Origin of the sequence: Streptococcus sp. 27098_8_148 (assembly GCF_041432105.1) — a bacterium.
GTDB lineage: Bacteria > Bacillota > Bacilli > Lactobacillales > Streptococcaceae > Streptococcus > Streptococcus parasanguinis_AE.
Window position 1 is genome coordinate 216651 of record NZ_JAPVYY010000001.1, and the last position, 24228, is coordinate 240878.

The 24228-nt window shown below is 44.1% G+C and carries 19 protein-coding genes; 17 read left to right on the top strand and 2 right to left on the bottom strand.

Annotation, left to right across the window (positions count from 1 at the left end):
• Positions 1 to 31 precede the first annotated feature (31 nt).
• From rexB to O3646_RS01040, 3 genes are read left to right on the top strand one after another with little or no spacing between them, the layout of a single operon-like run.
• On the top strand, positions 32 to 3298 hold the full coding sequence (gene rexB, locus O3646_RS01030; protein ID WP_371610390.1) for an ATP-dependent nuclease subunit B: 3267 nt from the start codon (positions 32 to 34) through the stop codon (positions 3296 to 3298).
• Positions 3295 to 6960, top strand: a complete 3666-nt coding sequence (addA, locus tag O3646_RS01035; RefSeq protein ID WP_371610416.1) for a helicase-exonuclease AddAB subunit AddA — start codon at positions 3295 to 3297, stop codon at positions 6958 to 6960. Before rexB ends, addA begins: the two co-directional genes overlap by 4 nt.
• Before the next feature lie 3 nt (positions 6961 to 6963).
• Complete coding sequence (locus O3646_RS01040; RefSeq protein ID WP_049475317.1) at positions 6964 to 7281, top strand: DUF4298 domain-containing protein; 318 nt, start codon at positions 6964 to 6966, stop codon at positions 7279 to 7281.
• A 545-nt stretch (positions 7282 to 7826) separates the two neighbouring features.
• Here O3646_RS01040 and O3646_RS01045 read toward each other — a convergent pair.
• On the bottom strand, positions 7827 to 7997 hold the full coding sequence (locus O3646_RS01045) for a DUF3042 family protein (protein WP_003002781.1): 171 nt from the start codon (positions 7995 to 7997) through the stop codon (positions 7827 to 7829).
• A gap of 83 nt (positions 7998 to 8080) precedes the next feature.
• Here O3646_RS01045 and miaA point away from each other — a divergent pair, with 83 nt between their 5' ends.
• The 11 genes from miaA (at position 8081) to O3646_RS01100 (ending at position 17891) form a co-directional block, all read left to right on the top strand.
• Complete coding sequence (gene miaA, locus O3646_RS01050; RefSeq protein WP_371610391.1) at positions 8081 to 8968, top strand: tRNA (adenosine(37)-N6)-dimethylallyltransferase MiaA; 888 nt, start codon at positions 8081 to 8083, stop codon at positions 8966 to 8968.
• Positions 8961 to 10208 carry a GTPase HflX gene (hflX, locus tag O3646_RS01055; RefSeq protein ID WP_371610392.1) on the top strand — a complete coding sequence of 416 codons (1248 nt, stop codon included), beginning with the start codon at positions 8961 to 8963 and terminating at the stop codon, positions 10206 to 10208. Before miaA ends, hflX begins: the two co-directional genes overlap by 8 nt.
• On the top strand, positions 10192 to 10821 hold the full coding sequence (locus O3646_RS01060) for a cystathionine beta-lyase (protein WP_049491458.1): 630 nt from the start codon (positions 10192 to 10194) through the stop codon (positions 10819 to 10821). Before hflX ends, O3646_RS01060 begins: the two co-directional genes overlap by 17 nt.
• Positions 10822 to 10824: 3 nt before the next feature.
• Positions 10825 to 11754, top strand: coding sequence for a ribonuclease Z (rnz, locus tag O3646_RS01065; RefSeq protein WP_003011107.1), 930 nt, complete (start codon positions 10825 to 10827; stop codon positions 11752 to 11754).
• Position 11755: 1 nt separating this feature from the next.
• A complete protein-coding gene (locus O3646_RS01070; protein WP_003002681.1) occupies positions 11756 to 12511 on the top strand; it encodes an SDR family oxidoreductase in 756 nt (251 codons plus the stop codon).
• 10 nt (positions 12512 to 12521) lie between these two features.
• Positions 12522 to 13232, top strand: a complete 711-nt coding sequence (locus tag O3646_RS01075; RefSeq protein ID WP_371610393.1) for a methyltransferase domain-containing protein — start codon at positions 12522 to 12524, stop codon at positions 13230 to 13232.
• Position 13233: 1 nt separating this feature from the next.
• Positions 13234 to 13638, top strand: coding sequence for a GNAT family N-acetyltransferase (locus O3646_RS01080; protein WP_155124765.1), 405 nt, complete (start codon positions 13234 to 13236; stop codon positions 13636 to 13638).
• A gap of 238 nt (positions 13639 to 13876) precedes the next feature.
• Positions 13877 to 15355, top strand: a complete 1479-nt coding sequence (locus O3646_RS01085) for a hypothetical protein (RefSeq protein ID WP_371610394.1) — start codon at positions 13877 to 13879, stop codon at positions 15353 to 15355.
• Positions 15356 to 15536: 181 nt separating this feature from the next.
• Positions 15537 to 16673 carry a hypothetical protein gene (locus tag O3646_RS01090; protein WP_049485607.1) on the top strand — a complete coding sequence of 379 codons (1137 nt, stop codon included), beginning with the start codon at positions 15537 to 15539 and terminating at the stop codon, positions 16671 to 16673.
• A 230-nt stretch (positions 16674 to 16903) separates the two neighbouring features.
• Positions 16904 to 17092, top strand: a complete 189-nt coding sequence (locus O3646_RS01095) for a hypothetical protein (protein WP_129824098.1) — start codon at positions 16904 to 16906, stop codon at positions 17090 to 17092.
• Positions 17093 to 17126: 34 nt separating this feature from the next.
• Entirely contained in the window at positions 17127 to 17891 is a 765-nt protein-coding gene (locus O3646_RS01100; protein ID WP_118095358.1) for a hypothetical protein, read from the top strand.
• 191 nt (positions 17892 to 18082) lie between these two features.
• On the opposite strand, the gene O3646_RS01105 is transcribed toward O3646_RS01100, so the two are convergent.
• Positions 18083 to 20266: an LPXTG cell wall anchor domain-containing protein gene (locus tag O3646_RS01105; RefSeq protein ID WP_371610395.1), complete on the bottom strand. Its 2184-nt coding sequence runs from the start codon at positions 20264 to 20266 to the stop codon at positions 18083 to 18085.
• 479 nt (positions 20267 to 20745) lie between these two features.
• On the opposite strand from O3646_RS01105, the gene recJ reads away from it, so the two are divergent.
• The 3 genes from recJ to O3646_RS01120 all read left to right on the top strand — a co-directional run bounded on the left by recJ (position 20746) and on the right by O3646_RS01120 (position 24226).
• Complete coding sequence (recJ, locus tag O3646_RS01110) at positions 20746 to 22971, top strand: single-stranded-DNA-specific exonuclease RecJ (protein WP_371610396.1); 2226 nt, start codon at positions 20746 to 20748, stop codon at positions 22969 to 22971.
• Positions 22968 to 23561 (top strand): TipC family immunity protein, encoded by a 594-nt coding sequence (locus O3646_RS01115; protein ID WP_371610397.1) that lies wholly within the window; start codon positions 22968 to 22970, stop codon positions 23559 to 23561. The genes recJ and O3646_RS01115 overlap by 4 nt, the downstream gene beginning before the upstream one ends.
• A gap of 152 nt (positions 23562 to 23713) precedes the next feature.
• Positions 23714 to 24226, top strand: a complete 513-nt coding sequence (locus O3646_RS01120; protein ID WP_003002788.1) for an adenine phosphoribosyltransferase — start codon at positions 23714 to 23716, stop codon at positions 24224 to 24226.
• Positions 24227 to 24228 lie beyond the last annotated feature (2 nt).

Genomic DNA, 24228 nt, shown 5'->3' on the forward strand with positions numbered 1-24228 from the left:
TCAAGAAAATGCCAAAAGGAGAACGGATCGGATGAAATTACTCTATACGGATGTTCGGACCCCCTTGACCCAGGTCCTGACACAAGAAGCCGTAGGGTTAGTAGAACAGGGCAAGCGTGTGTTTTACATTGCGCCCAACTCTCTTTCCTTTGAAAAAGAAGCCAAGGTTTTGTCCTATTTAGAAGGTCAGGCTTCTTTTGCTATTACCGTAACGCGCTTTGCCCAAATGGCCCGTTATTTCATCCTGAACCAGGTATTTGAGGAGCAACCCTTAGATGACATCGGTCTAGGCATGCTATTTTTTAAAGCTCTTTCCCAGATGAAGGAGCAGGATCTTAAAGTTTACGGGGCCCTGCGCAAGGATCCTCAGTTTATCCAGCAACTGGTCCAGCTCTATCATGAATTGCAGACGGCCCAGATGGATTTTACCGATTTAGAGTTGCTCGAGGAAGCTGAAAAAAGAGAGGACCTCTTGGCTATTTTTGAAGCGGTCTCAGAGATGCTGGTCCAGCACCAGTATGAATCCCAGTCCAAGATGGCCTTTTTCCTCAATCAGGTCGAAGAAGGGCACTTGGAAGAGCAATTACAGGATGTGGCGATCGTTGTCGATGGCTTCACGCGTTTTTCTGCAGAAGAAGAGGCCTTGATTGGTCTCCTTCACCGAAAAGGAGTGGAGATTGTCATCGGGGTCTATGCCAGTGAAAAAGCCTATCGGGCAAGCTTTAGAGAGGGTAATCTTTACCAAGCCAGTGTTGACTTTCTCCTTCAGCTGGCAAAGACTTTTGAGATACAGCCTCAGTATTGTGGGCAAGCGATCGAAGACTCTTTTAGTCGCATTACCCGCATGCTAGAAGCGCGCTACGATTTTTCACAAGTAGAAGATGAGCTGGAGGACCAAGATCGAACCGCTGTTCAACTCTGGCAAACCAACACGCAAAAAGAAGAGTTGGAATTTGTTGCCAAATCCATCCGTCAGCGTCTTCATGATGGGGCCCGCTATCGGGATATTCGGGTCTTGTTAGGCGATGTGGAAGCTTATCAACTGCAACTCAAGACCATTTTTGATCAGTATCAGATCCCCTTTTACTTGGGACGAAGTGAAGCTATGGTCCACCATCCCTTGATTCAGGTCATTGAATCGCTAGGGCGGATCAAACAGTTCAATTACCAGACAGAAGATGTCATCAATCTATTGAAAACGGGTCTGTATAGTGATCTGACGCAAGCAGAAGTCGATGCTTTTGAGCAATATCTTCGTTTTGCGGAAGTAAAAGGTGCTACAAAATTTCACAAGCCTTTTACTAGCAATCGTCAGGGCAAGTTTAATTTGGAAGAACTCAATACTCTCCGAGAACGCGTCGTAGAACCTCTAGTTCCTTTCTTTTCACAGCGCAAACAAAAGGTGACCCATCTCTTAACCGCCTTTACAGAATTTCTGCAAGAGGCCCAACTTTCTCAGAATCTCCAAGCTTTGATCAAGGATCTAGCCTTGGAGGAGCAGGAGCGCTATGACCAGGTCTGGAAGGCCTTTCTCCATGTCTTAGAGGAGTTGAACGTGGTCTTTGAGGACCAAGAGCTGACAGTTGATGACTTTCTAGCTCTCCTCTTATCGGGGATGCAATTGTCTCAATACCGGACAATTCCTGCTACGGTCGATGTGGTGACGGTTCAGTCCTATGACTTGATTGAACCCTTGACAGCGCCTTTTGTTTACGCGATCGGGCTGACCCAGGAGCGTTTTCCAAAGATCGCTCAGAACACCTCTCTACTCAGTGAAGAAGAGCGCCAGCAGCTGAATGAGGCCACCCAAGAAGGAGCAGAGCTCCAGGTGGTGACCAGCGAAAATCTCAAGAAGAATCGCTTTGTGGCGGTTTCGCTCCTCAATGCGGCGACCAACCAACTGGTCCTATCGGCCCCTAGCTTGGTCAATGAAATGGAAGATAGTGTCTCTCCTTACCTTGTCGAATTGACCAAGGAACCTATTGCCATCGAGTGGACGACCAAACAAGCCCAAGCCTCGAGTGATGATATCGGGACCTACCGGGCCCTCCTAGCGCGCGTGATCGAACTCCATCAAGAAGAAATTACGAGTGAGTTGTCTCCTGAAGAAGCCAGCTTTTGGGGTGTGGCGGTACGGGTCTTGCGCAAGAAATTAGCCGCTGAAGGTATCCAGATTCCTCAGATTTCAACGGAATTAAAGAGCCGTCAGCTTCAGTCGGATACGCTTCAAGCGCTCTATCCAGAGGGCAAAGCCTTGACCTTATCCGCTTCTGCCTTGAATGAATACTACAAGCACCAGTATGCCTTTTATCTGCGCTATGTCTTGGGCTTACAAGAGGATGAAACCATCCGGCCAGATGCCCGCAGTCATGGGAATTTCTTGCACCGGACCTTTGAACGAGTCTTAAAAGATGGCTCCGATCAAGCTTTTGATCGGCGTTTAAACGAGGCGATTCGAGAAACCAGCCAAGAAGCAGAGTTCCAACAATTGTATGGAGAAAATGGAGAGACCGAGTTTATTCGCAACTTGCTTCTTGATACCGCGAAAACAACAGGGCGTGTCCTCGCCCAGCAAAATGGTATCGAGACCATCGGTGAGGAGACCCTCTTTGGTGGAAGTACCCACACCTCTTATCCATTGTCCGATGGCCGTCTCCTGCAGCTACGAGGCAAGGTGGATCGCATTGATCAATTGAGGGATCGGGGAGCCCTCGGAGTCGTGGACTACAAGTCCAGTCTGACGCAGTTCCACTATGACAAGTTCTTTAATGGACTAAATTCTCAATTGCCGACCTATCTTTCTGCGATTCAGGATTTGAAGGAATACCAAGAAGAACAAGGGATATTCGGAGCCATGTATTTGGAAATGGGAGATCCTGTAGTGGATCTGAAAAAGACCAAGACAATAGAGGATGCCATCAACCAAACCATGAAAAGTCAACAGTACAAGGGGCTCTTTATGGCAGATCAGGCGCCTTATCTGGGCGAGGCCTATGACAAAAACAAGGCCATGATGCTGAGTAAGGAAGAGCTGGACTTGCTCCTCTTGTACAACGCTTATCTCTATAAAACAGCAGCAGAAGGGATCCTCAAGGGGCAATTTGCCATCAATCCCTATAGTGAAAATGGGCGCAATATCGCACCATTCGTGGAGCAGTTTAAATCCATCACAGGATTTGAAGCGGATCGTCACCTAGGTCAGGCACGGTTCTTGACCAAACTAGACCAAAAAGGAATACGCGGTGAAAAGGTGAAAGCCGCTTGGATCGAGAAGATGAAGGAGGTCTTGAACAAATGATCAAACAAGCATTTTTGACAAGAGAAGAAATCAAGGCCCTCCAGGTCCAAGAGGCAGCTTCTACCAAAGAGCAAAAGCGGACGCCAGAACAGATCGATGCCATCTATAGTTCGGGGACCAATATCCTGGTGTCGGCCTCTGCTGGATCAGGAAAGACCTTTGTCATGGTGCAGCGGATACTGGATCAGATGCAGCGTGGCATTTCGATTAAGGAGCTCTTTATCTCAACCTTTACGGTCAAGGCAGCAGGGGAGCTTAAGGAGCGTTTGGAAAGTGAACTTGGAAAAGCCCTGCAAGCGAGCGATGACCCAGAGCTCAAGCAACACCTGGCCCGTCAAATCGCAGATGTCGCCACCAGCGATATCGGAACCATGGACTCTTTTACCCAAAAGGTCCTAACGCGCTATGGCTATTTGCTTGGGTTGGCACCCCAGTTTCGCATTTTACAAAACGCTAGTGAGCAACGCCTCTTACAAAATGAAGTCTTTCAGGCTGTTTTTGACCGCTATTACCAGGGGGAAAACCAAGAAGCCTTTGTGCAGATGGTCAAGAATTTCACGGGACAGCGCAAAAATTTAACCTTGTTTAAAGAACAGATCTACCAGATCTATGACTTTCTTCAGTCGACCAGTGATCCGGAGAAATGGCTGGAAGAGCATTTCCTAAAAGGTTATGAGGAGACTGATTTTGAACAGGTTGAAGGTGCTCTGATGGAGAGCATCCAGCAGGCCCTTTATGAGGCAGAAAGCTTTTTTGCCTTTCATTTGTCCAATGAGGGCCAAGCATTTGGCAAGGCCAAATATTTGGAAGCTGTCGAAGAGGTGCTCGATCAAATTGGAAGCCTGACAGGTCCCACCAATAAAGAGCAACTGACCTCTGTCCTAAAAGCAGTCGTGGCGATTAGTCGGGCTTCAAATGGGGGAGCCTTGACCAATAGAGCTCGTAAGGAAGAGTTGAAAGAGTTAGTCACGGCTTATAACCAGGATAAAACCATACATATCAACCGCCTCAGAGACTTGGAAAATCAGCTCTATCAGCTGGAATTTCAACAAACCTTCCACCAAGAAGAAGGCCCCATGCTCTCCTTGCTACGGGACTTTATCAGAGACTTTTCTCACGCTTATCTGGAACGAAAAATCCAAGAAAAGGCTTATGAATTTGGAGACATCAGTCATTTTGCGATTCAAATTTTAGAGCAATTCCCAGAGGTGAGACAAGCCTTTCAAGAGCGATACCATGAGGTCATGGTCGATGAGTACCAAGATACCAACCACACCCAAGAGCGGATGTTGGACTTGCTATCAAATGGTCACAATCGCTTCATGGTGGGGGATATCAAGCAATCGATTTACCGTTTCCGTCAGGCAGATCCACAGATTTTCAATGACAAATTTAAGGCTTATCAAAAAGAAGGGGCGAAAGGGCGGTTGATCCTCCTCAAGGAAAATTTCCGGAGTCATGTGGAAGTGTTGGATGCGACCAATGATGTCTTTCGCCATTTGATGGACGAAGAGGTAGGAGAGATTGACTACAATCAAACCCACTATCTAGTTGCAGGAAGCGACAAGCAGCGGATGGCCTTGCCACAACATCGGGCTGAATTTTTGCTCTATGATGGCAGCCAAGACCAGGAAGAAAAGGCCGAAGATGAGGAAGCAACCCTTGGACTTGAGACGGTTTCCAAGGGAGAAATTCTCCTTGTCATCAAAGAAATTTTACGCCTCCATCGGGTGGAAAAAGTGCCTTTTAAAGAGATCACGCTCTTGACCGCGACTCGAACGCGAAATGACGCGATTCTGGAAGCTTTTGACCAGTACCAGATTCCGATTGTGGCAGATAGCGGACAAGCGCATTATCTAGAGTCGCTGGAAGTGATGGTCATGTTGGATACCTTGCGGACCATTAATAATCCCTTGCATGATTATTCCTTAGTAGCCCTTATGAAATCACCCATGTTTGACTTTGACGAAGATGAGCTGGCACGAATTTCCTTGCAGTCGCTTCCAGAGCAAAAGCAAATGGCTTTCTACCACAAGGTCCAGTTAGCCCTTAAGCAGACTGCAGAGCATGCCAATCTGATTGATGCCAAGCTCCTAGCTAAAATCGAGAACTTCATCAAGGTTTTATCTTCTTGGCGCGCTACTGCCAAGACTTCTTCGCTCTATGATTTGCTGTGGAAAATCTATGAGGATCGCTATTACTACGACTATGTTGGCGCCCTTCCAAATGGCGCCCAGCGCCAGGCCAACCTCTATGCCTTGACGCTTCGGGCCAATGATTACGAGAAGGCCAGCTTTAAGGGCTTGTCGCGCTTCATTGCCATGATTGATAAGGTGATCGAAAATGAACACGATTTGGCCAGCGTTCCTCTGGCGGCACCCAAAGATGCCGTCCAGCTCATGACGGTTCATAAGAGTAAGGGGCTGGAATTCAAGTATGTCTTTATTCTCAATATGGACAAGGCTTTTAACCGCAAGGATCAATCGGGACCGATCATTCTCAGCCGTCAAAAAGGGATTGGCTTTAAATACATTGCCAACCTGCCAGTTAAGACCGAAAATCCAGCCGCCCCTGAAACCATCCGCCTGCAGATCGAAACACCTTGCTACCAGGGCAATGTGGAAGAAACAAAATTAGCCACGATTTCAGAGCAAATGCGTCTTCTATATGTTGCTATGACACGGGCCGAGCTCAAGCTCTATCTGGTCGGAAAAGGCCGTGAGGACAAACTGCGCGATACCGATTGGGGGACCAGTCGCAATGGCAAGCTGGATCCGGAAAAACGAAAAGAATGGACCTCTTATCAGGACTGGCTCTTTGCTATTCAAGATGTGTTTGCCAAGAATACCCTGGCTTATGACACGCGTTTTGTGACAGACGAAGACCTGACAACGGATCAGCTGGAGCCACTAGAGAAGGAGAAGGATTCCCGCCTGGATCAGCTCAAGGATGTCCGCCAGTCAGAGGATATTCGTCGGGCTTTGGATATCTTGGAAAATGTTGATCGCCTCAATCAGCTTTATGCTCCGGCCATTCATTTGCCAATTGTCCGTACCCCTAGCCAGATCAAGAAATTCTACGAGCCGGTCATGGATGCCAATGGCGTTCAAATTATGGATGCAAATCCTGTAACGCCTGACTTTGAGCTTCCGACTTTTGGGCAAGAAAAAGCAGTGACGGGAGCACAAGTCGGTAGTGCTGTCCATGAACTCATGCAGCGCGTGCCTCTTGAAGAAGAAATCACTCTTGATACACTGCGTCAAGCCTTGGAGCAAGTCCAAGCAGAGCCAGCGGTCAAAGCGCGCATCAAGCTAGAGGCCATTCTCGCTTTCTATGAGACGCCTTTGGGGGCCTTGCTTCAAAGAGAAGCCCCTCGTGTTCACCGTGAAGCCCCCTTTGCCATGTTGAAGAAAGATCCAGCTAGTGGAGAGAACTTTGTCGTGCGGGGAATCTTGGATGGGTATATCGTGCTAGAAGACCGGATCCTGCTCTTTGATTATAAGACGGATCACTACAAGGTTCCTAGCCAATTGGTCGAACGCTACCGGGATCAGCTCGATCTCTATGCAGAAGCTCTTCGTCGTTCTTATGGCAAAGAGCAAGTAGAAAAATACCTCGTGCTTCTAGGTGGCCCCCATCTAGAAGTGGTGAAAGTGGAGTAAATCATGGCAATTGCACAGGAAAACATCGAACGGATCCAAAGAATGGAAGGTTATTTGAATGACTATGCCAAAACTTTGGAAGAAACCAAAAAAGCAGTGGATCAGCTAAGAGAGCATCAGGAAAGCTATATCCAACTGCGCGATTATTATAGTAGTCAGGTCTATTTTGATGATTTGGACTTGTCCAATCAAGCTGACTTTCCGGCAGATCTTCCTTGTGGTGTCTTGTCCGAAGATGCCGTCTATGATTTATTAGACGAGCATTTTCAGATGGGAGTCGAACTCTTGGAGATCGCAACGAAAATGATCAAAGAACGGTGAAATTTCAATCTAAAAGCTCAGGTTTCCCGAGGCTTTTAGATTGAAGACAAACGTCATCATAGAAACTTTCCTCAGGTGAGTACGGACGTTAGGTGAAATTATCCAGTGGATGATTTCAGCAATCCAGGAAGTTCCATGACTAAATCAAGATACAAAGGGCGCCTGCGGATAAAGTCAAAATAGGAAGTTTGACGAAGAAACTTTAGATTCTAGGAAAACTTATCTTTTTGACACGATCCGCAGCCCGTGTTCAATTAGTTTTGAACCCCTTCGCTTTTTAATTTTTAAGCTCAGGCTAAAACAGTTCCCCGAACTGTTTTACTCTCAAAACTACCGAGTGCTAGAAACCATAGTGTTTCTAGCACTTTTCTCACGGCAGAAAGTTTCAGTATATGTTTGAATAAGCATAATATATATCATTCTAATTCTTTTAGCATTACTTGTGTTAGCATATCGTGACAAACCCTACCAATAAGAGAAAATTTTCCAAAATGGACTTTTTCTTCAGCAAAAAAAGCTCCGGTTTCCCGGAGCTTTTTGAATGATTAGTGTGAGACACGGCGACGTGCTGCTTTTTTGCGGTTTTCTTCGATGAAAGCTGCTTTTTGTTCTTCTGGTTCGATTACTTTTTTCTTGAATGTGTAAACTGCACCTGCGACAGCAGCAACTGTACCAGCAACACCAGTAACAAAACCTTTACCAAATCCTTTAGCCATGAGAATTTCTCCTTTTCTGAACTTTAAATATTTATGTTATAATATATGGTAACGAAAAAACGTGAATTTTGCAAGGAAAAACGATGAAAACCAAGATAATTGTGATTGTGGGACCGACTGCTGTTGGAAAAACTGCTCTTGCGATCGATTTAGCGCAAGCCCTCAATGGTGAAATTATCAGTGGCGATAGTCAACAAGTCTATCGCAAGCTAGATATTGGAACAGCCAAGGCGACACCAGAAGAGCAAGCAGCAGCTCCCCATCATTTGATCGATGTGCGGGAGGTGACCGAGTCTTACTCGGCTTTTGATTTTGTAAGAGAAGCTAAGACAGCGATTGAGGATATCACAGCTCGAGGCAAGCTTCCTATCATTGCAGGTGGGACGGGTCTTTACATCCAAAGTCTGCTCGAAGGTTATCATCTAGGTGGTGAAGTTCCTCATGAAGAGATTTTGGCCTATCGTGGTCAATTGGACGTGCTGTCGGACGAAGACTTGTACCAAAGGGTAGCGGAGCAAGGACTTGTGATTCCTCAGCTCAATCGCCGTCGGGCCATGCGGGCTCTTGAAATTGCGCATTTTGGGCAGGACCTCACAAACGAAGAGACCGATTATGAACCCTATCTCATCTGTCTAGATGATGAACGGTCCTTGATCTATGAGCGCATCAATCGCCGAGTAGATCGCATGCTAGAGGAAGGCTTGCTGGATGAAGCCCGGTGGCTCTATGATGACCATCCGGAGGTTCAGGCAGCTAAAGGCATTGGTTACAAGGAACTCTTTCCTTACTTTAAGGGAGTGCAGAGCCTAGAGGAAGCTAGTGAGATCCTCAAGCGCAATACGCGTCGTTTTGCCAAACGCCAGCTGACTTGGTTTCGAAATCGAATGGAAGTGACCTTTTACGCCATTTCTGCCCCCCACTTCAAGGAGCAGGTTCTTGCAGATGTAAAGGAGTTTTTACAGCATGATTGAAACAGAAAAAAAACAAGAACGCATCCTTTTGGTCGGTGTGGAACTTCAAGGCATGGACAATTTTGACATGTCTATGGAGGAGTTGGCGAGCCTGGCTAAAACAGCCGGTGGAGATGTCCGGGGTTCCTATACACAAAAGCGGGAGAAATACGACACCAAGACCTTTGTCGGCTCAGGAAAACTAGAAGAAATCGCTCAAATGGTCGAAGCAGATGAGATTACGACCGTGGTGGTCAATAATCGCCTAACCCCCCGTCAAAATGTCAACCTAGAAGAAATTCTTGGGGTCAAGGTCATTGACCGGATGCAGCTGATTTTAGATATCTTTGCCATGCGGGCTAGGAGTCATGAAGGGAAGCTGCAGGTTCACTTGGCCCAGCTCAAATACCTTTTGCCACGCCTTGTCGGTCAAGGAATCATGCTCAGCCGTCAGGCTGGGGGAATTGGTTCTCGTGGTCCAGGGGAAAGTCAGTTGGAGTTGAACCGCCGGAGCGTTCGCAATCAAATCACCGATATCGAGCGCCAGCTCAAGGCAGTTGAAAAGAACCGGGAAACCCTTCGTGAAAAACGTTTGGAATCACCTGTTTTCAAGATTGGTTTGATCGGCTATACCAATGCAGGAAAGTCGACCATTATGAATCAGCTGACCAGTAAGAGCCAGTATGAAGCCGATGAACTCTTTGCGACCTTGGATGCCACAACCAAGAGCATCCATCTAACAGGCAATCTGCAAGTGACGCTGACCGATACGGTTGGCTTTATCCAAGATCTACCAACAGAGTTGGTATCAAGCTTTAAGTCGACCTTGGAAGAAAGTAAGAATGTAGACCTCCTGGTCCATGTCATCGATGCGTCTGATCCTAATCCTGAAGAGCATGAAAAGACCGTGCTTTCGATCATGAAGGACCTGGATATGCTGGAGATCCCTCGCTTGACGCTTTACAACAAAGCAGATAAAGTAGCAGACTTTACACCAACCCAGACACCTTTTAGCTTGATTTCAGCACGCTCTGAGACAGCCCGTGAAGATCTCCAGGCTTTGCTTCTAGAAAAACTGAGAGAACTCTTTGTTCCCTTTACCATTCGCGTTCCCTTTTCAAAATCCTATCGGACACATGATCTAGAAACGGTTGCGATCATTGACCAGCGGGAATTTGAAGAGGATGTCGAGGTCATTCAAGGCTATATCGCAGAGAAAAATAAGTGGAAGTTGGAAGAATTTTATGACGGATTACGTTGATTTAGCAATAAAATATGGAGGCTATACCAGCCTCGATCGGGTCTATCTGACCAATCTTTTAAGCACGATCCCTGAGGAATTGCGTCTCCGTGTGATTACGCCTCCCCCAAGTGTGATCAACGCCTATTTTGCTGAGCTCTATCAAAAGAAGAGCCCCAAGGAGGCCATGGATTATTTCTTGGACTTAAGTCGGGTATTTGACTTATTCACAGTTCAGCAAAGCTTTGATGAACGAAAGCCCTTTATTCGCCTCAACTTATCTGGGAAGTCTTATGGCTTGGCTTACGTAAATGAAGAGCTAGCCTGTGTCTTTGCTGAACATCCAGCAGAAGATATCACCCCTGCCATTTTATTTGAAGTCGCAGAGATCTTTCCACATTGTTTGGTCTTTGAAAAAGATGGCAAGATCTGTCTGCAAGAGGCCGGCCCAGAAGTGGTCACAAAAACAGAAGCCCTCTCAGCTCTGACTGACTTGATGACCTTGGAAGATGGACGCTTGAAACTGTCAGGATATAACCAAGAAGAGCTCCTCGAGTTAGCGCAAGCCTACCCAGGCAACCTTTCTTTCCGTTCAGAGAACCGGACGGCCATGATTTATATAGATAGAAAGTAGACAATGGACATTCAATTTTTAGGAACGGGAGCTGGGCAACCCTCAAAAGCCCGTAATGTATCGAGCCTAGCGCTCAAATTGCTGGATGAGATCAATGAAGTCTGGCTCTTTGATTGTGGCGAAGCGACACAGAATCAAATTTTAGAAACGACCATTCGTCCGCGAAAGGTTAGCAAGATCTTTATCACTCACCTACACGGAGACCATATTTTTGGTTTGCCAGGTTTCCTCTCTAGTCGGGCCTTTCAGGCCAATGAAGAGCAGACGGATCTGGATATCTATGGACCAGTAGGCATCAAATCCTTTGTGATGACCAGTCTTCGCGTATCAGGCTCTCGCCTGCCTTACCGCATTCATTTTCATGAATTCGATGAACATTCTCTGGGCAAGATTTTAGAAACCGATAAATTTACGGTTTATGCGGAGGCTTTGGACCACACCATTTTCTGTGTGGGTTACCGGATCATGCAAAAAGACCTCGAAGGAACACTGGACGCAGATAAGCTGAAGGCAGCGGGTGTTCCCTTTGGGCCGCTCTTTGGTCAGGTTAAAAATGGCCAAGATGTCACCCTGGAAGATGGGACTAAGATCATTGCAGCGGATTATATTTCAGCCCCTCGGCCTGGTAAGATTATCACGATCCTCGGAGATACCAGAAAGACTGATGCTAGCGTCCGCCTTGGAGTCAATGCGGATGTCCTCGTCCATGAGTCTACCTATGGCAAGGGCGATGAGAAGATTGCTAAGAAACACGGCCACTCGACCAATATGCAGGCGGCAGAAGTGGCGCGTGAAGCTGGAGCCAAGCGCCTTCTTTTGAACCACATCAGTGCTCGCTTCTTATCAAAAGACATCAGCCAATTGCGCAAGGATGCATCCAGCATTTTTGAAAATGTCTATGTCGTCAAAGATTTGGAAGAAGTGGAGATCTAAGATGCGAACCATTCTCATAACAGGAGCAAGTGGAGGCTTGGCCCAAGAAATGGTCAAGCTCCTCCCTGAAGATCGGCTGATTCTCCTAGGTAGAAATCAAGAAAAACTGGAACAACTCTATGCCAGTCATCCTCAAGCTGAATGCATCGGGATTGATATCACTGATTCCTCAGCCGTCCAAGATTTGGTAGAAGAGCTCTATCAGCGCTACGGGCAGATTGATATCTTGGTCAACAACGCAGGCTATGGGATTTTTGAGGCCTTTGATCGCATTTCTGACCAGCAGGTGCAGGAAATGTTTGAGGTCAATACCTTTGCCCTCATGCAGTTTTCACGCTTGATGGGTGCGCACATGAAGGCAGCAGGAAAGGGGCACATCGTCAACATCGTCAGCATGGCGGGTCTCGTCGCAACTGCCAAATCCAGCCTTTATTCGGCTACCAAGTTTGCGGCCATCGGCTTCTCCAATGCTCTGCGGTTGGAACTCATGCCTTTTGGTGTCCATGTGACGACGGTTAATCCAGGCCCCATCCGGACCACTTTCTTTGATCAGGCAGACCCAGACGGAAGCTATGTCAAAGCTGTGGATCGCTACATTTTGGAACCAGACTTTGTGGCTAAGAAGATTGTTAAAAACTTTGGAAAACCAAAACGTGAGCTCAATCTTCCTTGGCTTTTGAACCTGACCCACAAGCTCTATACCCTTTTCCCACGCATCTCGGATAAGATAGCTAGCAAGATGTTCAATTTCAAATAGGAGGAGATCGATGGCCGCAAATATTCAAGCCTATTTAGAAAACCTTCGGCAACCCTGGGGACAGATCTATTATGATATCCTTTTTGAACAATTACAGGACATCAAGGGGAAGCGAGTGCTTGATTTCGGCAGTGGTTTTGGCCTTGTAGCCAACCACCTGGCGCAAGACAATCAAGTCCTTGCTGTGGAACCCAATGAGGAAATGGTGGCCTTGCGGGTCCAGGACCATCCCTACCAGCAACTCGTTGGGAGTCTGGACCAGATAGAGAGCTTTGAAGATGCCAGCTTTGATGTCATCCTCTGCCATAATGTCTTGGAGTATGTAGAGGATCGCAAGGTGGTTCTCAAGAAATTCATCCGTCTCTTGAAACCAGGAGGCTTGCTCTCTATCGTTAAGCACAATGAAGTTGGCCGCGTCCTGCAGACCGTCGTTTTTGAAAATGATACTCAAAAGGCGCTTGATCTCTTAGCAGGTCAGGATCTGGAAACCCACTCCATGGGTTTGGCACAGGCCTATGATCTAGATAGAGCAGTAGACGATCTAGCCCTCGAAGTTCAGGACTACCAAGGGATCCGTATCTTTTATGCCTTGCAGGACAATCGCTTCAAGGGCCAAGAAGGCTGGCGAGAGTCTATGCTCAAGATGGAGCTGGCCGTTTGCCAAGAGTCCCCTTACCGGGATATCGCCTTCTTCCAGCACTATAGGTTAAAAAGGAGTTAAGATGTTAGATTATAAAAAAGAAATTCCAGCGATGACAGACCTACTCGAACTCTACAGCTCGGTGGGTTGGACCAATTATACCAACAACCCATCTATGCTGGAACAAGCTGTCAAAGCCAGTCTCTGGCAGTTGGCCGTCTATGATGAGAAAGAGCTCGTCGCCTACATTCGCTTGGTAGGTGATGGCCACTCGGTTATTTTTGTGCAGGACCTTTTGGTAAGACCAGATTACCAGCGTCAAGGTATCGGAAGGAAACTCTTAACAGAGGCTTTAGCGACCTTCCCTACTGTCTATCAACGGCTCCTCGTCACTGAACGTAGCGAGAAAAATCTAGCCTTTTACCAGTCTCTCGGCTTTGTCGAACTTTCAGAGCAAGCCTGTACAGGGATGATTTATATGAAATAGAGAGTGGGACAGAAATCGGTAATTCGTTAGAATTCGATTTCGTCGTCCCACCTCCGCACAGTTGAGTAGGGCTGTAAAAGCTGATGAAATCAGCGTAGTAGAGCCCACTCAACCACTGCGCCTTGTTCGACAATCCAAAAACAATTGAGAGGCTAGGACTTTTGTCCCAGCCTTATCTATTTGACTGACAAAAGGGGTGATTGATGGTAAAATGAGGATGAGATTAGGAGGAGATGGAATGAAGAAGAAAATAAAATGGGGACTTGTCTTATGTTCGGTACTTATACCAGTATGTTTGAGTGCCTGCAAACAAGGAACTGTAGAAAAACAAGGTTCTTCGAATAAAGAAGTACAGAAGAAAATCGATCGAAAAAACATTCATTTTGACAAGACAGGACCTGCAGCAACATTTGATTGGGATGCAAAGAACAGTATCAGATACATAACGTTTGAAAAACTTCCACAATATATGAGGTCAGATGATAGCGATGGTATTTCAATATATGGACAGCAACCGAATGAAGCCTCTCTATCTGAGGAAGGAAGGGTTCAAAAAGCTTTGCAGGTCGTTGAAGGAGTCTATGTAGATCAAAGTAGAATAGACACAGTAATCAAGGCCAATGGGGCAAAAAATCAAGAAGATATGTATACTCGACTCTGGAACGATTATATTATCCCTAAAATTGAAAAAAACAGTAGTACTTTTGATCCAAATACTTATGTGGAATATCTTGGTGAGAAGTACCCCCTCAAAATATATGGTCCGATGTATTTGAAGCTCATGACGAATGCATTGAGCTTTGGAAAAAAATATGAGTTAAAGGGCTATGCAGTTAAGGGAAACAAAGTATTCATTCGCATTCAGGTACCAACTTACTTCCCAGAGCTTTTATCGAGAGGGAATAAATATTATAAAAATCCTAATGAGTCAGATTTCAATCAAGCCTTCTATGATTGGCTCGATGAATTCCATCAAAGGTATGCTGAAAAAGAAACAAATCGTGATGATCATATTTCCTATATCATGCTTTCAACAGTTTTACAACAGTTAGTTAACAAAAATTTCGAGGCAACCTCATTATCCGGTTATGCTGATAGTAAAACTTCGCCTACGGAATTCACGGTTGAAATGGAAGTGACAAATCAAGGTGATGTTCGAATTGATTTAAAAAACTTGGCTATTCTCTTACAAATCCCTCAACAAATGAAGGGGGATAATCAGTATGGTAAGCAAGATGAGAATAATATCTTTTGGACCATCCCATCTGGAAATAATAGTGATGGACAAAAGGTAAAAGAAAAATTAAAGAATTTTAACCCAAAAAATCCTGTTAAAAGCTATGCGATTGGAGAGCCAGTTGTATTTGCTAATGGCTTAGAAGTTACACTGAATCGTGTAACAGACGATCCAAATTTGGATGTTCAGGATGATCAAGACCGTATCGATACAAGGAAAAAACAACATCGATTGATCGTCGAATTCACCCTATCGAATACAACACCTCTCAGTATTGAAAATACTCCAGATTATACAAATGTAGATCTCTATGATGGCCATGGCAAATCTGCTTATATGTTGAATAATACTTTAAATTACAAACAGCCAACAGTCCTTGAAGCAGGAGAATCTGGTATATATAAAATTAACTATTTAACAGATGGGGATGGACCATTTACGGTTGTTTATGGTGATGCAAAATGGGTGATTCCAAAATAAGGAATACTTCTTGATAGGATAGGTTTAGTCTGATGTTTGTTTACTTTGAGTTTTTCTATCAGACAGTATTCACATAATGCAAGGATTTCCAAGAGTAGAAATCCTTTTTTTCAACCACTGACACTTTATAAGAATCATGGTAAAATAGTTTGTAGGAGCTAGTGATTAGGAGGAACTGTTTATGCCTAAGTTATTTAAGTCAAAGATATTTTTATTTACTTTATTCGTCGTTATGATTGGTTCTATCTCCTCTATCAAAGAACAACTTCGTGAAAGAGAATTGCGTCAGTATGTTCAATGGAAACCGAGGCCAGTAATTAAGGACTATGAATTTATTCATAACGGGGAAGCACTAGTCATCGAATGGGACGATGTTGATGAGAGAGAATTAATTGAAGAAGTTAATAATGGTAAACCAAAATTTGCGTACCAACTTAATACACCTAATGGTGCAAGTGGTGAGCGCTATATCATGCAAGAAAGCTATAAGTTAAAAGCGAGTAGTGATAAGTTTTTAGCCTATAGAATTGCACCAGATTCGGCGCCTTATCTAAGCTACAATGAGCCCAAAGAAGGGGAGTATTGGTTGATTGATGTATACGACACGCACGATCGAAACCTAAAACCTAAAACCTATGATGTCTTTAAAATGGTACGTGACTATAATAAGAAATATATCCCACTCGATATTTCAGAAGAAATATACGAAACAGAGGACAATGAAGCCTACTTTCTTATTACTATGTTAGCACCCAAGGAATCAAACGTAGTGATTGAAAATGGAGCTATGAAAGTTGTTACGGAGGGGTTTAACGAGACTTCACAGTATCCGGTTGAGCTGGGGCTGATCGATGCAAAAACAGGAAAAATATCTAAAAAGAGTTCCTCTGGTAAAAGTGTTGAAGAAGTTAAAACGGAGTCAAAACAGAGATTTGAGAATAGACATCCATTTGCCTTTATGCTAGGAACTGGATTATTTGGTCCCAGAGCAAATCACTTAAGTTCTAGAGGCTTACAACTTAGGTTTAATCAAAGTTTTAGGGAAACTGAAAAGAATATCATACCTTTAGCTTCAGCCTACCCAAAGGTCTATCAGATGATGAAAAATCAGTATCGATCAACTTTGTATTTTTTAGGCGAGGAAGATGTAGAGTTTCAACTCTCCTTTTTGGAATTACTACATGATTCCTATGGTTCTTTCGTTAAAAATTTCACGCTTCCTGCTGATTTTTCAATAGATGAGCAAGAGCACCTTGTTCAGAATAAAGAAGAATTCCTTCGATACTTCAAATCCCAGCCTCAAAAAAAACAGTACTAATTTCGAGTTAGCTCTTATGAATATATTTTACGAAGTAACACCCAGAAGGATACCTAAGGAAAGAGCTTTTTAAAAATTTAACTATTCCCGCAGAATTTTCAAAAGATGGGCAAGAACATCTTGCGAATAACAAAAAAGAATTTTTCCAATATTTTAAAAAGGAATTAAATCAAAGTAAGGATACTACAGAGTTCTCATTGCTGAGACGCTTATATGAAGTACAGAACTACGTGGTCTCTAGAGATTTTGGTCAGTCCTTCGGTAATCTGACCATACCAGATGAGTATACTAAAGATGGGAAGGTTCATGTCGTTCAAAATGATGAAGAATTCTTCAAATATATGGATTTAGAGAAAATTCCTAATAAAAAGATGAAAGAAGATATTAAAAAAATGTTCCCATATGATGTAAAAAATTAATCGATTAGGTCGGATTTAACAAGGAGGTCAGGCTATGAAGCCAAACTATTTCAAACTATTCGCAGGAATTCCACTTATTCTTTGTTGCCTATTTCTTTCCAGTTGTAAGATCATGAAACCGAGTGATTATAAAAAAGCGAAGGAAGTTGTCAGCAGTGAGCTTGCTAAGGTTGGTCTTCATGGAAATGTTAAAATTAATCGTCTTTCCTGGCAGGCTTTAGAAATTCCAGGTTATAATGTCGATTTTACTTATTCGGAGAAAACCTATGACGGTCAAACCGTACCTCTTGAGGTGCATGCTTTCTTACAAAATGACTGGTCTGATCCCTATGGACAAACCACTCCAAGTTATAAAGAAGTTTTTACAGAGCAGAAGATAGTACAGAAAAAAGAGGCCCAACTACTGGATAAGCTTAAAAAGCAGGATTTAGGCCTGACTCTCTCTTATTTTCATTTTATCTCCAATGTTGATTCTTCTTATCAAAAGGAGTCTGCAGAAGAGTTGGAAGAACTGGCGGCTCAAAATAGGCAAGAAGGAAAGAATGATTTCGCGGGTTATTACCAGATTCCGTACGCCACCCTTATTCAAAAGGGGATGGTTCGTATGATGATCTCAGTAGAAGATGACCAAGCCATCCAGGAAAAGGATTTAAAAGCTGCTGCTAAAAAGTTGGATGCCAGTGATCTTCCAGATGGTGATTATGATTTCTATTATCTGGATTTCAAGAATAAAGATCATGAATCCATCACTTATAAATTCAACGTTAAGGATGGACAGGTTGTGAAATTGGATCAGTAAAAAAGGTAAAATAGAAAAAACGACAGCTCAGGATGAAGGTCCCTGAGCTGTTTTTGTTATCTATTAAAGAAAAACGGGATAAAAAAGAGAACCTTTCGGTTCTCTCTTATTTGTTTCAACTTCTACGAATGAGAGTAGAAGTTTCTTCGTTAGGGGGTTGATAGAAGTAAGGACTGTTCCTAATGATACGATTAGTTATCAGTCAATTTCCGTTTGATTCCAACAGCACCTGCTAAGACAAGAATTCCTGAGAAGACAAGTCCAGATGCAACAACTTCCCCTGTATTTGGAAGAAGCGATTTGCGACGTCCACCATTGTTTCCACCATTTGAACCTGGCGCACTTGGTGTCGTTGTGGTACCAGAATGACTAGGTTTATTTGGATTTTCTGTAGTAGATGAAGAAGTCTTAGGTTCTACAGTTGTAGTAGTTGTTGTTGTTTCTTCTTCACTACTATTCTGGTTTTGTGGTTCTTCTGGTGTTGTAGTAGGAGGAGTCTCAGGTGTTGTAGTTGAAGTAGTCTTAGGCTCTGGAGTCGTAGTTGAAGTAGTCTTAGGCTCTTCAGAAGTAGTTGAAGTAGTCGAAGGTTCATCGGTAGTCGTTACTGTAGTCTTAGGCTCTTCAGTTGTAGTTGAAGTAGTCTTAGGCTCTTCAGTTGTAGTTGAAGTAGTCTTAGGCTCTTCAGTCGTAGTAGTTGTAGTTGTAGGCTCTTGAGTCGTAGTAGTTGTAGTTGTAGGCTCTTGAGTCGTAGTAGTTGTGGTTGTAGGCTCTTGAGTCGTAGTAGTTGTAGTTGTAGGCTCTTGAGTCGTAGTAGTTGTGGTTGTAGGCTCTTGAGTCGTAGTAGTTGTGGTTGTAGGCTCTTGAGTCGTAGTAGTTGTAGTTGTAGGCTCTTGAGTCGTAGTAGTTGTAGTTGTAGGCTCTTGAGTCGTAGTTGTAGTGGTTGTAGGCTCTTGAGTCGTAGTAGTTGTGGTTGTAGGCTCTTGAGTCGTAGTTGTAGTAGTCGTAGTGGTTGTGGTTGTAGTTGTAGTTGTAGTTGTAGTTGGTTTATTTGATGTGTTGACCACTTTAATCACGTTGTCATCATCAATTTTCTCAACTTTAGAAGTGTAACCTTCTGGAGTGTTGGTTTCCACTACTGAGTACTCAATCTTCTTACCGTCTTTGATACCTGGCAAATTTGTAAATGCTGCTTTCCAGCCAGAAGCTTTTGTAAGGGTTTGTGTCATCCCATCCAAGGCTTTGCCGTCCGCATACAATTGAACCGTAATATCTTTACGGTCAGCTTCCTCATCACCAACCCATTCTTTTTGAACAGTGATAGTTTTGTCACCGCTCACCCAGAATTTCAATTCAGTGTTGTTCCAGAATGCTGGGTCAGTTTGAGGTGTTGTGATTTCATCAGCTGTCAATGTAGCGTTGTTATCAACACGGATGGTTGTCTTAGGAATTAATGTTTGGTATTCAACGATCAATTCATCGCTAGATGCTGTTTTAAAGACATCACTGACATCTGATAAATTCACAGTAAATCCATTGCCGTCCGCATCGAATTTCACATGTTTCCAGAAGTCCCAACCAGAAGCAACCACTTGTCCACCTTTTCTCAAAGTAAAGGAAGGTTTCAAGTAAGTTCCCACAAAGAATTCATTTGCAGCGTGGTTTGCAGCAGGAGCAAAAGTGATTTTTGAGTAATCGACTGCTGGAGCTTGGATTTTATCTGACACAACAGGGTTTGTGATGGCTTGTTTCTTACCATCCCCGTTGATACGGATGAACCATTTTGTTAGATAGTAGTCATCTCCAACATTCATCCAAGCATAGTTTTCAGATACATCTAATTTGAATGTCTTAGCTACATAGTCACCTGTAAGGTTGTATTTATTTAAAACTGATTCAAATACGCCAGGACCATCAGGACGTGTGATGACAACGGATTCGGAACCAACCTTAGAAGTGGCAGTTTTGTTGCCAGGATTTCCTGGTGTGCTATCCCATTCTGCTTTGTATGAGAAACCACCCTTAACGTTTTGGTTCATGGATTCGATTGCTTTTTTAAAGGTGAAAGTAATCTTTTTGTTTGTCATCGAAATGGTTGCGACTTCAGCTCCATTTGCTTGGAGTGATTGAGTTGCAACTTCAGTGATATTGACACCTTCTGGAGCATCAATGGTAAACGTATCACCGTCTTTAACTGATTTACCAGTTAAATCCCAGTCAAATGAAAAGGTAACCTTTTGTCCATTTGTTTGGGCCTTTAAGTTGGTGACGGTTGGTGAAACAGTGGCCGCGCTTACGGGTTTGATCACAGACAAGCCCAAGGCTACCACACCGATGATAGCTACAAATGCAACTATCTTTTTATAAAGAGATTTCAATTGGCCTCATTTCCTTTCTTCGGCCTGCCCGTTCCGAGGTTTTTCTATATAGTGATATATCCTAAAACAGAAAGGCTTCCAATTTCTACTCCATGAAACCAGCTGCCTCAGTCTAAGATAGATTGATGAAATGTTTGCTCCCTTTTAAGCAATAAAAGAAAACAAACCCACCGACAAAATCAGCTCAAACCCTCTAACTACATTTGTTTAGATAGAAAAACAAGGGAAATGACAAGCGTCATAATGTTAAAGTGATAATAAACGTTGCAAATTTTAACAGAATAATCATCCCATTGCATATTTAAAAGATTATTATCATCATTATTATATTCTTTTAGTATGATAAGTCAAGTTAAATGCAACAAAAATAACGAAAAATGTTGATTTTGGTTTTTGTATAAGTCGACCTTTTATTTCCCGCCATTTTAGCCTTTCATGTTATAATATTCAGATAAGAAAAAGAGGAGACCAAAAGCTAGATGATCACTTCAAAATACGATTGGCAGTTAGCTTCGCCAAGTGCAGATGAGGCCTTTTTAGCCCTTGCCAAAAAAGCAGGCCTGGAAGCGTCCGTAGCAACCTTGCTGTATGAGCGTGGCATTCAGACCAAAGAGGATTTAGAAGACTTTTTAGAACCCAAGCTGGAGAAGCTACACGACCCTTATTTGCTCCATGATATGGACAAGGCAGTGGAGCGCATCCGACGGGCCATCGAAGATTATGAGCAGATCCTCATCTACGGAGACTATGACGCGGACGGGATGACCTCGGCCTCTATTATGAAGGAAACCTTGGAGCAGATGGGTGCAGAGGTGCAAGTCTACTTACCTAACCGCTTTACAGACGGCTACGGTCCCAATGAGAGTGTCTACAAATACTTTATCGAGCAGCAAGGCATTTCCCTGATTGTCACGGTGGACAATGGGGTCGCGGGCAATCAAGCCATTGCCATGGCCCAAGCGATGGGAGTCGATGTTATCGTGACCGACCACCACTCTATGCCAGAGGTTTTACCGGATGCATATGCGATCATTCATCCGGAGCATCCAGATGCGGATTATCCCTTCCATTATCTAGCAGGATGTGGTGTGGCCTTTAAGTTGGCCTGTGCCCTCTTAGAGGAAGTACCAGTCGATCTCTTAGACTTGGTAGCAATTGGGACCATTGCTGACATGGTCAGCCTGACAGATGAGAATCGGATCCTGGTCAAATACGGTCTGGGTGTTCTCCAACATACCCAGCGCATGGGCTTGCAGGAGCTCTTGGAGATCGCAGGGATTCGTCCGGAGGATGTCAATGAAGAAACGGTTGGTTTTCAGATTGCTCCTCGTCTCAATGCCCTTGGCCGCCTCGATGATCCCAATCCGGCCATTGAACTACTGACTGGCTTTGACGATGAAGAGGCGCACGAGATTGCCCTCATGATTCATCAAAAGAATGAAGAACGTAAAGAAATTGTCCAAAGCATCTATGACGAAGCTAAAACTATGGTCGATCCGAGCTTGTCCGCCCAAGTCTTGGCCAAGGAAGGCTGGAATCCAGGGGTCCTTGGTATTGTAGCTGGCCGTCTATTAGAAGAGCTTCATCAGCCGGTCGTTGTTTTAAGTATCGAAGATGGACGGGCTAAAGGAAGCGCTCGGAGTCCTGAGTCGGTCAATATCTTTGAGGCCCTCGATCCTCACCGGTCGCTCTTTGTCGCCTTTGGAGGACATGCCGGTGCAGCAGGGATGACGCTCGAGGTGGACCAACTCCCTGCCTTGTCTCAGGCTCTTACGGATTACATTGCAGAACAAGAGATTGATCTCAGCAGCAAGTCTAGCTTAGCGATCGATGAGGAATTGCATCTAACAGAGCTAACGCTTGAAACCTTGAAAAGCTTTGATCGCTTGAGTCCATTTGGCATGGACAATAAAAAGCCCGTCTTTCTGGTCCGTAACTTCAAGGTAGAAGGGGCGCGCTCAATGGGAGCTGGCAATGCCCACTTGAAACTCAAGATCTCTCAAGAAGATGCGACCTTTGAGGTGGTTGCCTTTGGCTTGGGAAGCTTAGAGGCAGAGTTTGCACAGGCGCAAGACCTAGAGCTAGCTGTGCAGTTGTCGGTCAACCAATGGAATGGCCAAACAACCTTGCAGCTCATGCTGGTTGATGCGCGTGTGGACGGCGTGCAGCTCTTTAATATCCGCTCTAAAAATGCTAGTCTCCCCGCAGGTGTTCCTGTTCTTGATTTTACCCAAGAACTGCCAGATCTGACAGGCGAGCCCGCTGTTGTAGTTGGAAATATCCCTGAGGATTTAGAGCAACTACGGCAAATCTTCCAAGAGCATGATTTCCAAGCCGTCTATTTCAAAAATGAGATCGCCAAAGCCTACTATCTGACAGGATACGGTAGCAGGGACCAGTATGCCAAACTCTATAAGACCATCTACCAGTACCCGGAATTCGATGTCCGCTATAAACTCAAAGACCTAGCAGCCTATCTCAAGATCCAGCAGATCCTCCTGGTCAAAATGATTCAGATCTTCCAAGAGCTGGGCTTTGTGACTATTGAAAATGGCATCATGAAAGTCAATAAAGAAGCAGAAAAACGCGAAATCGCAGAAAGCAGCATCTACCAAAACCTCAAACAAACCGTGAAAGAGCAGGAGTTGATGGCCCTTGGAACGGTTCGTGAAATCTACGACTATCTGACAGGTCAGGCCTCATGAAAAAACACCTAAAACAGTTTCTCTGGCTCACCCCCTTCTTGCTTTTTGCTCTTTATTGGCTAGGAATCTACCTGAGCCTCAAAAACCCCATGGAAGAAATTAACTACTCTGAAAATGGTGGGTGGATACGCTACGTGATGTTCAAGCCTTATACGCAGATCATTGGAAGTGATGATACTTTTCAAGAGGGTGAAGGACATAAAACTTTCTCTTTTTCCAAAAATATTGTTGATGATAAGCAACATCTTTCTGTAACAGTATTTAAGGGAACTTCTGATTGGTTATATTTGTATGATCATGAGTTGGATAGTAAAACCATGATTGGATTTGGATTTGTTTATGACTCTCATAAAAAAGCTATAGTGCAAGAAAAAGTATATCTAGAAACAGATAACAAAATCTATAAAGACCAGCAACTCCTTGATCAACTTGCCGCCTATGGCAAAGACCGTGCTTGGCTTCGAAACCAAAGCAAGAAGGTTGCTGAACAATATATTCTTGGTACTTGGTTCAAAAACGGAAGCTCTCGCTATTCCTTGAAGAACCTAGGTGATATGAAAATCGAGTACAATAAATTGATAGATGAATAGTAAGCATGTTTCCAATCCCACATCATTTTTCGGATGTGGGATTTTTGCTTTTGACGCGAGAGCTTGGGAAAATGATTTGGCAAAAATGATGCAAGTTAGTAGAATTCATGGTATAATGGAATGTAAAAATTTTTTATGAAAGAAAGTTAACCATGAATTTAAAAGATTACATTGCAAGCATTGAAAACTATCCACAAGAAGGAATTACCTTCCGTGATATCAGCCCTTTGATGGCAGATGGCAATGCTTATAGTTATGCGATTCGTGAAATCGTTCAATACGCGACGGATAAGAAAATCGACATGATCGTTGGTCCTGAAGCGCGTGGTTTCATCGTTGGATGTCCGGTCGCTTTTGAGTTGGGAATTGGATTTGCGCCTGTTCGTAAACCTGGAAAATTGCCACGTGAAGTCATCTCTGCTGACTACGAAAAAGAATACGGTGTAGATACCTTAACCATGCACGCAGATGCCATCAAACCAGGCCAACGCGTCCTCATCGTTGATGACCTTTTGGCTACGGGTGGTACCGTTAAAGCAACCATCGAAATGATCGAAAAACTCGGTGGCGTCGTTGCAGGTTGTGCCTTCTTGATCGAGCTCGATGATCTTAAAGGCCGCGAAGCGATCGGCGATTACGACTACAAAGTCTTGATGCATTACTAATA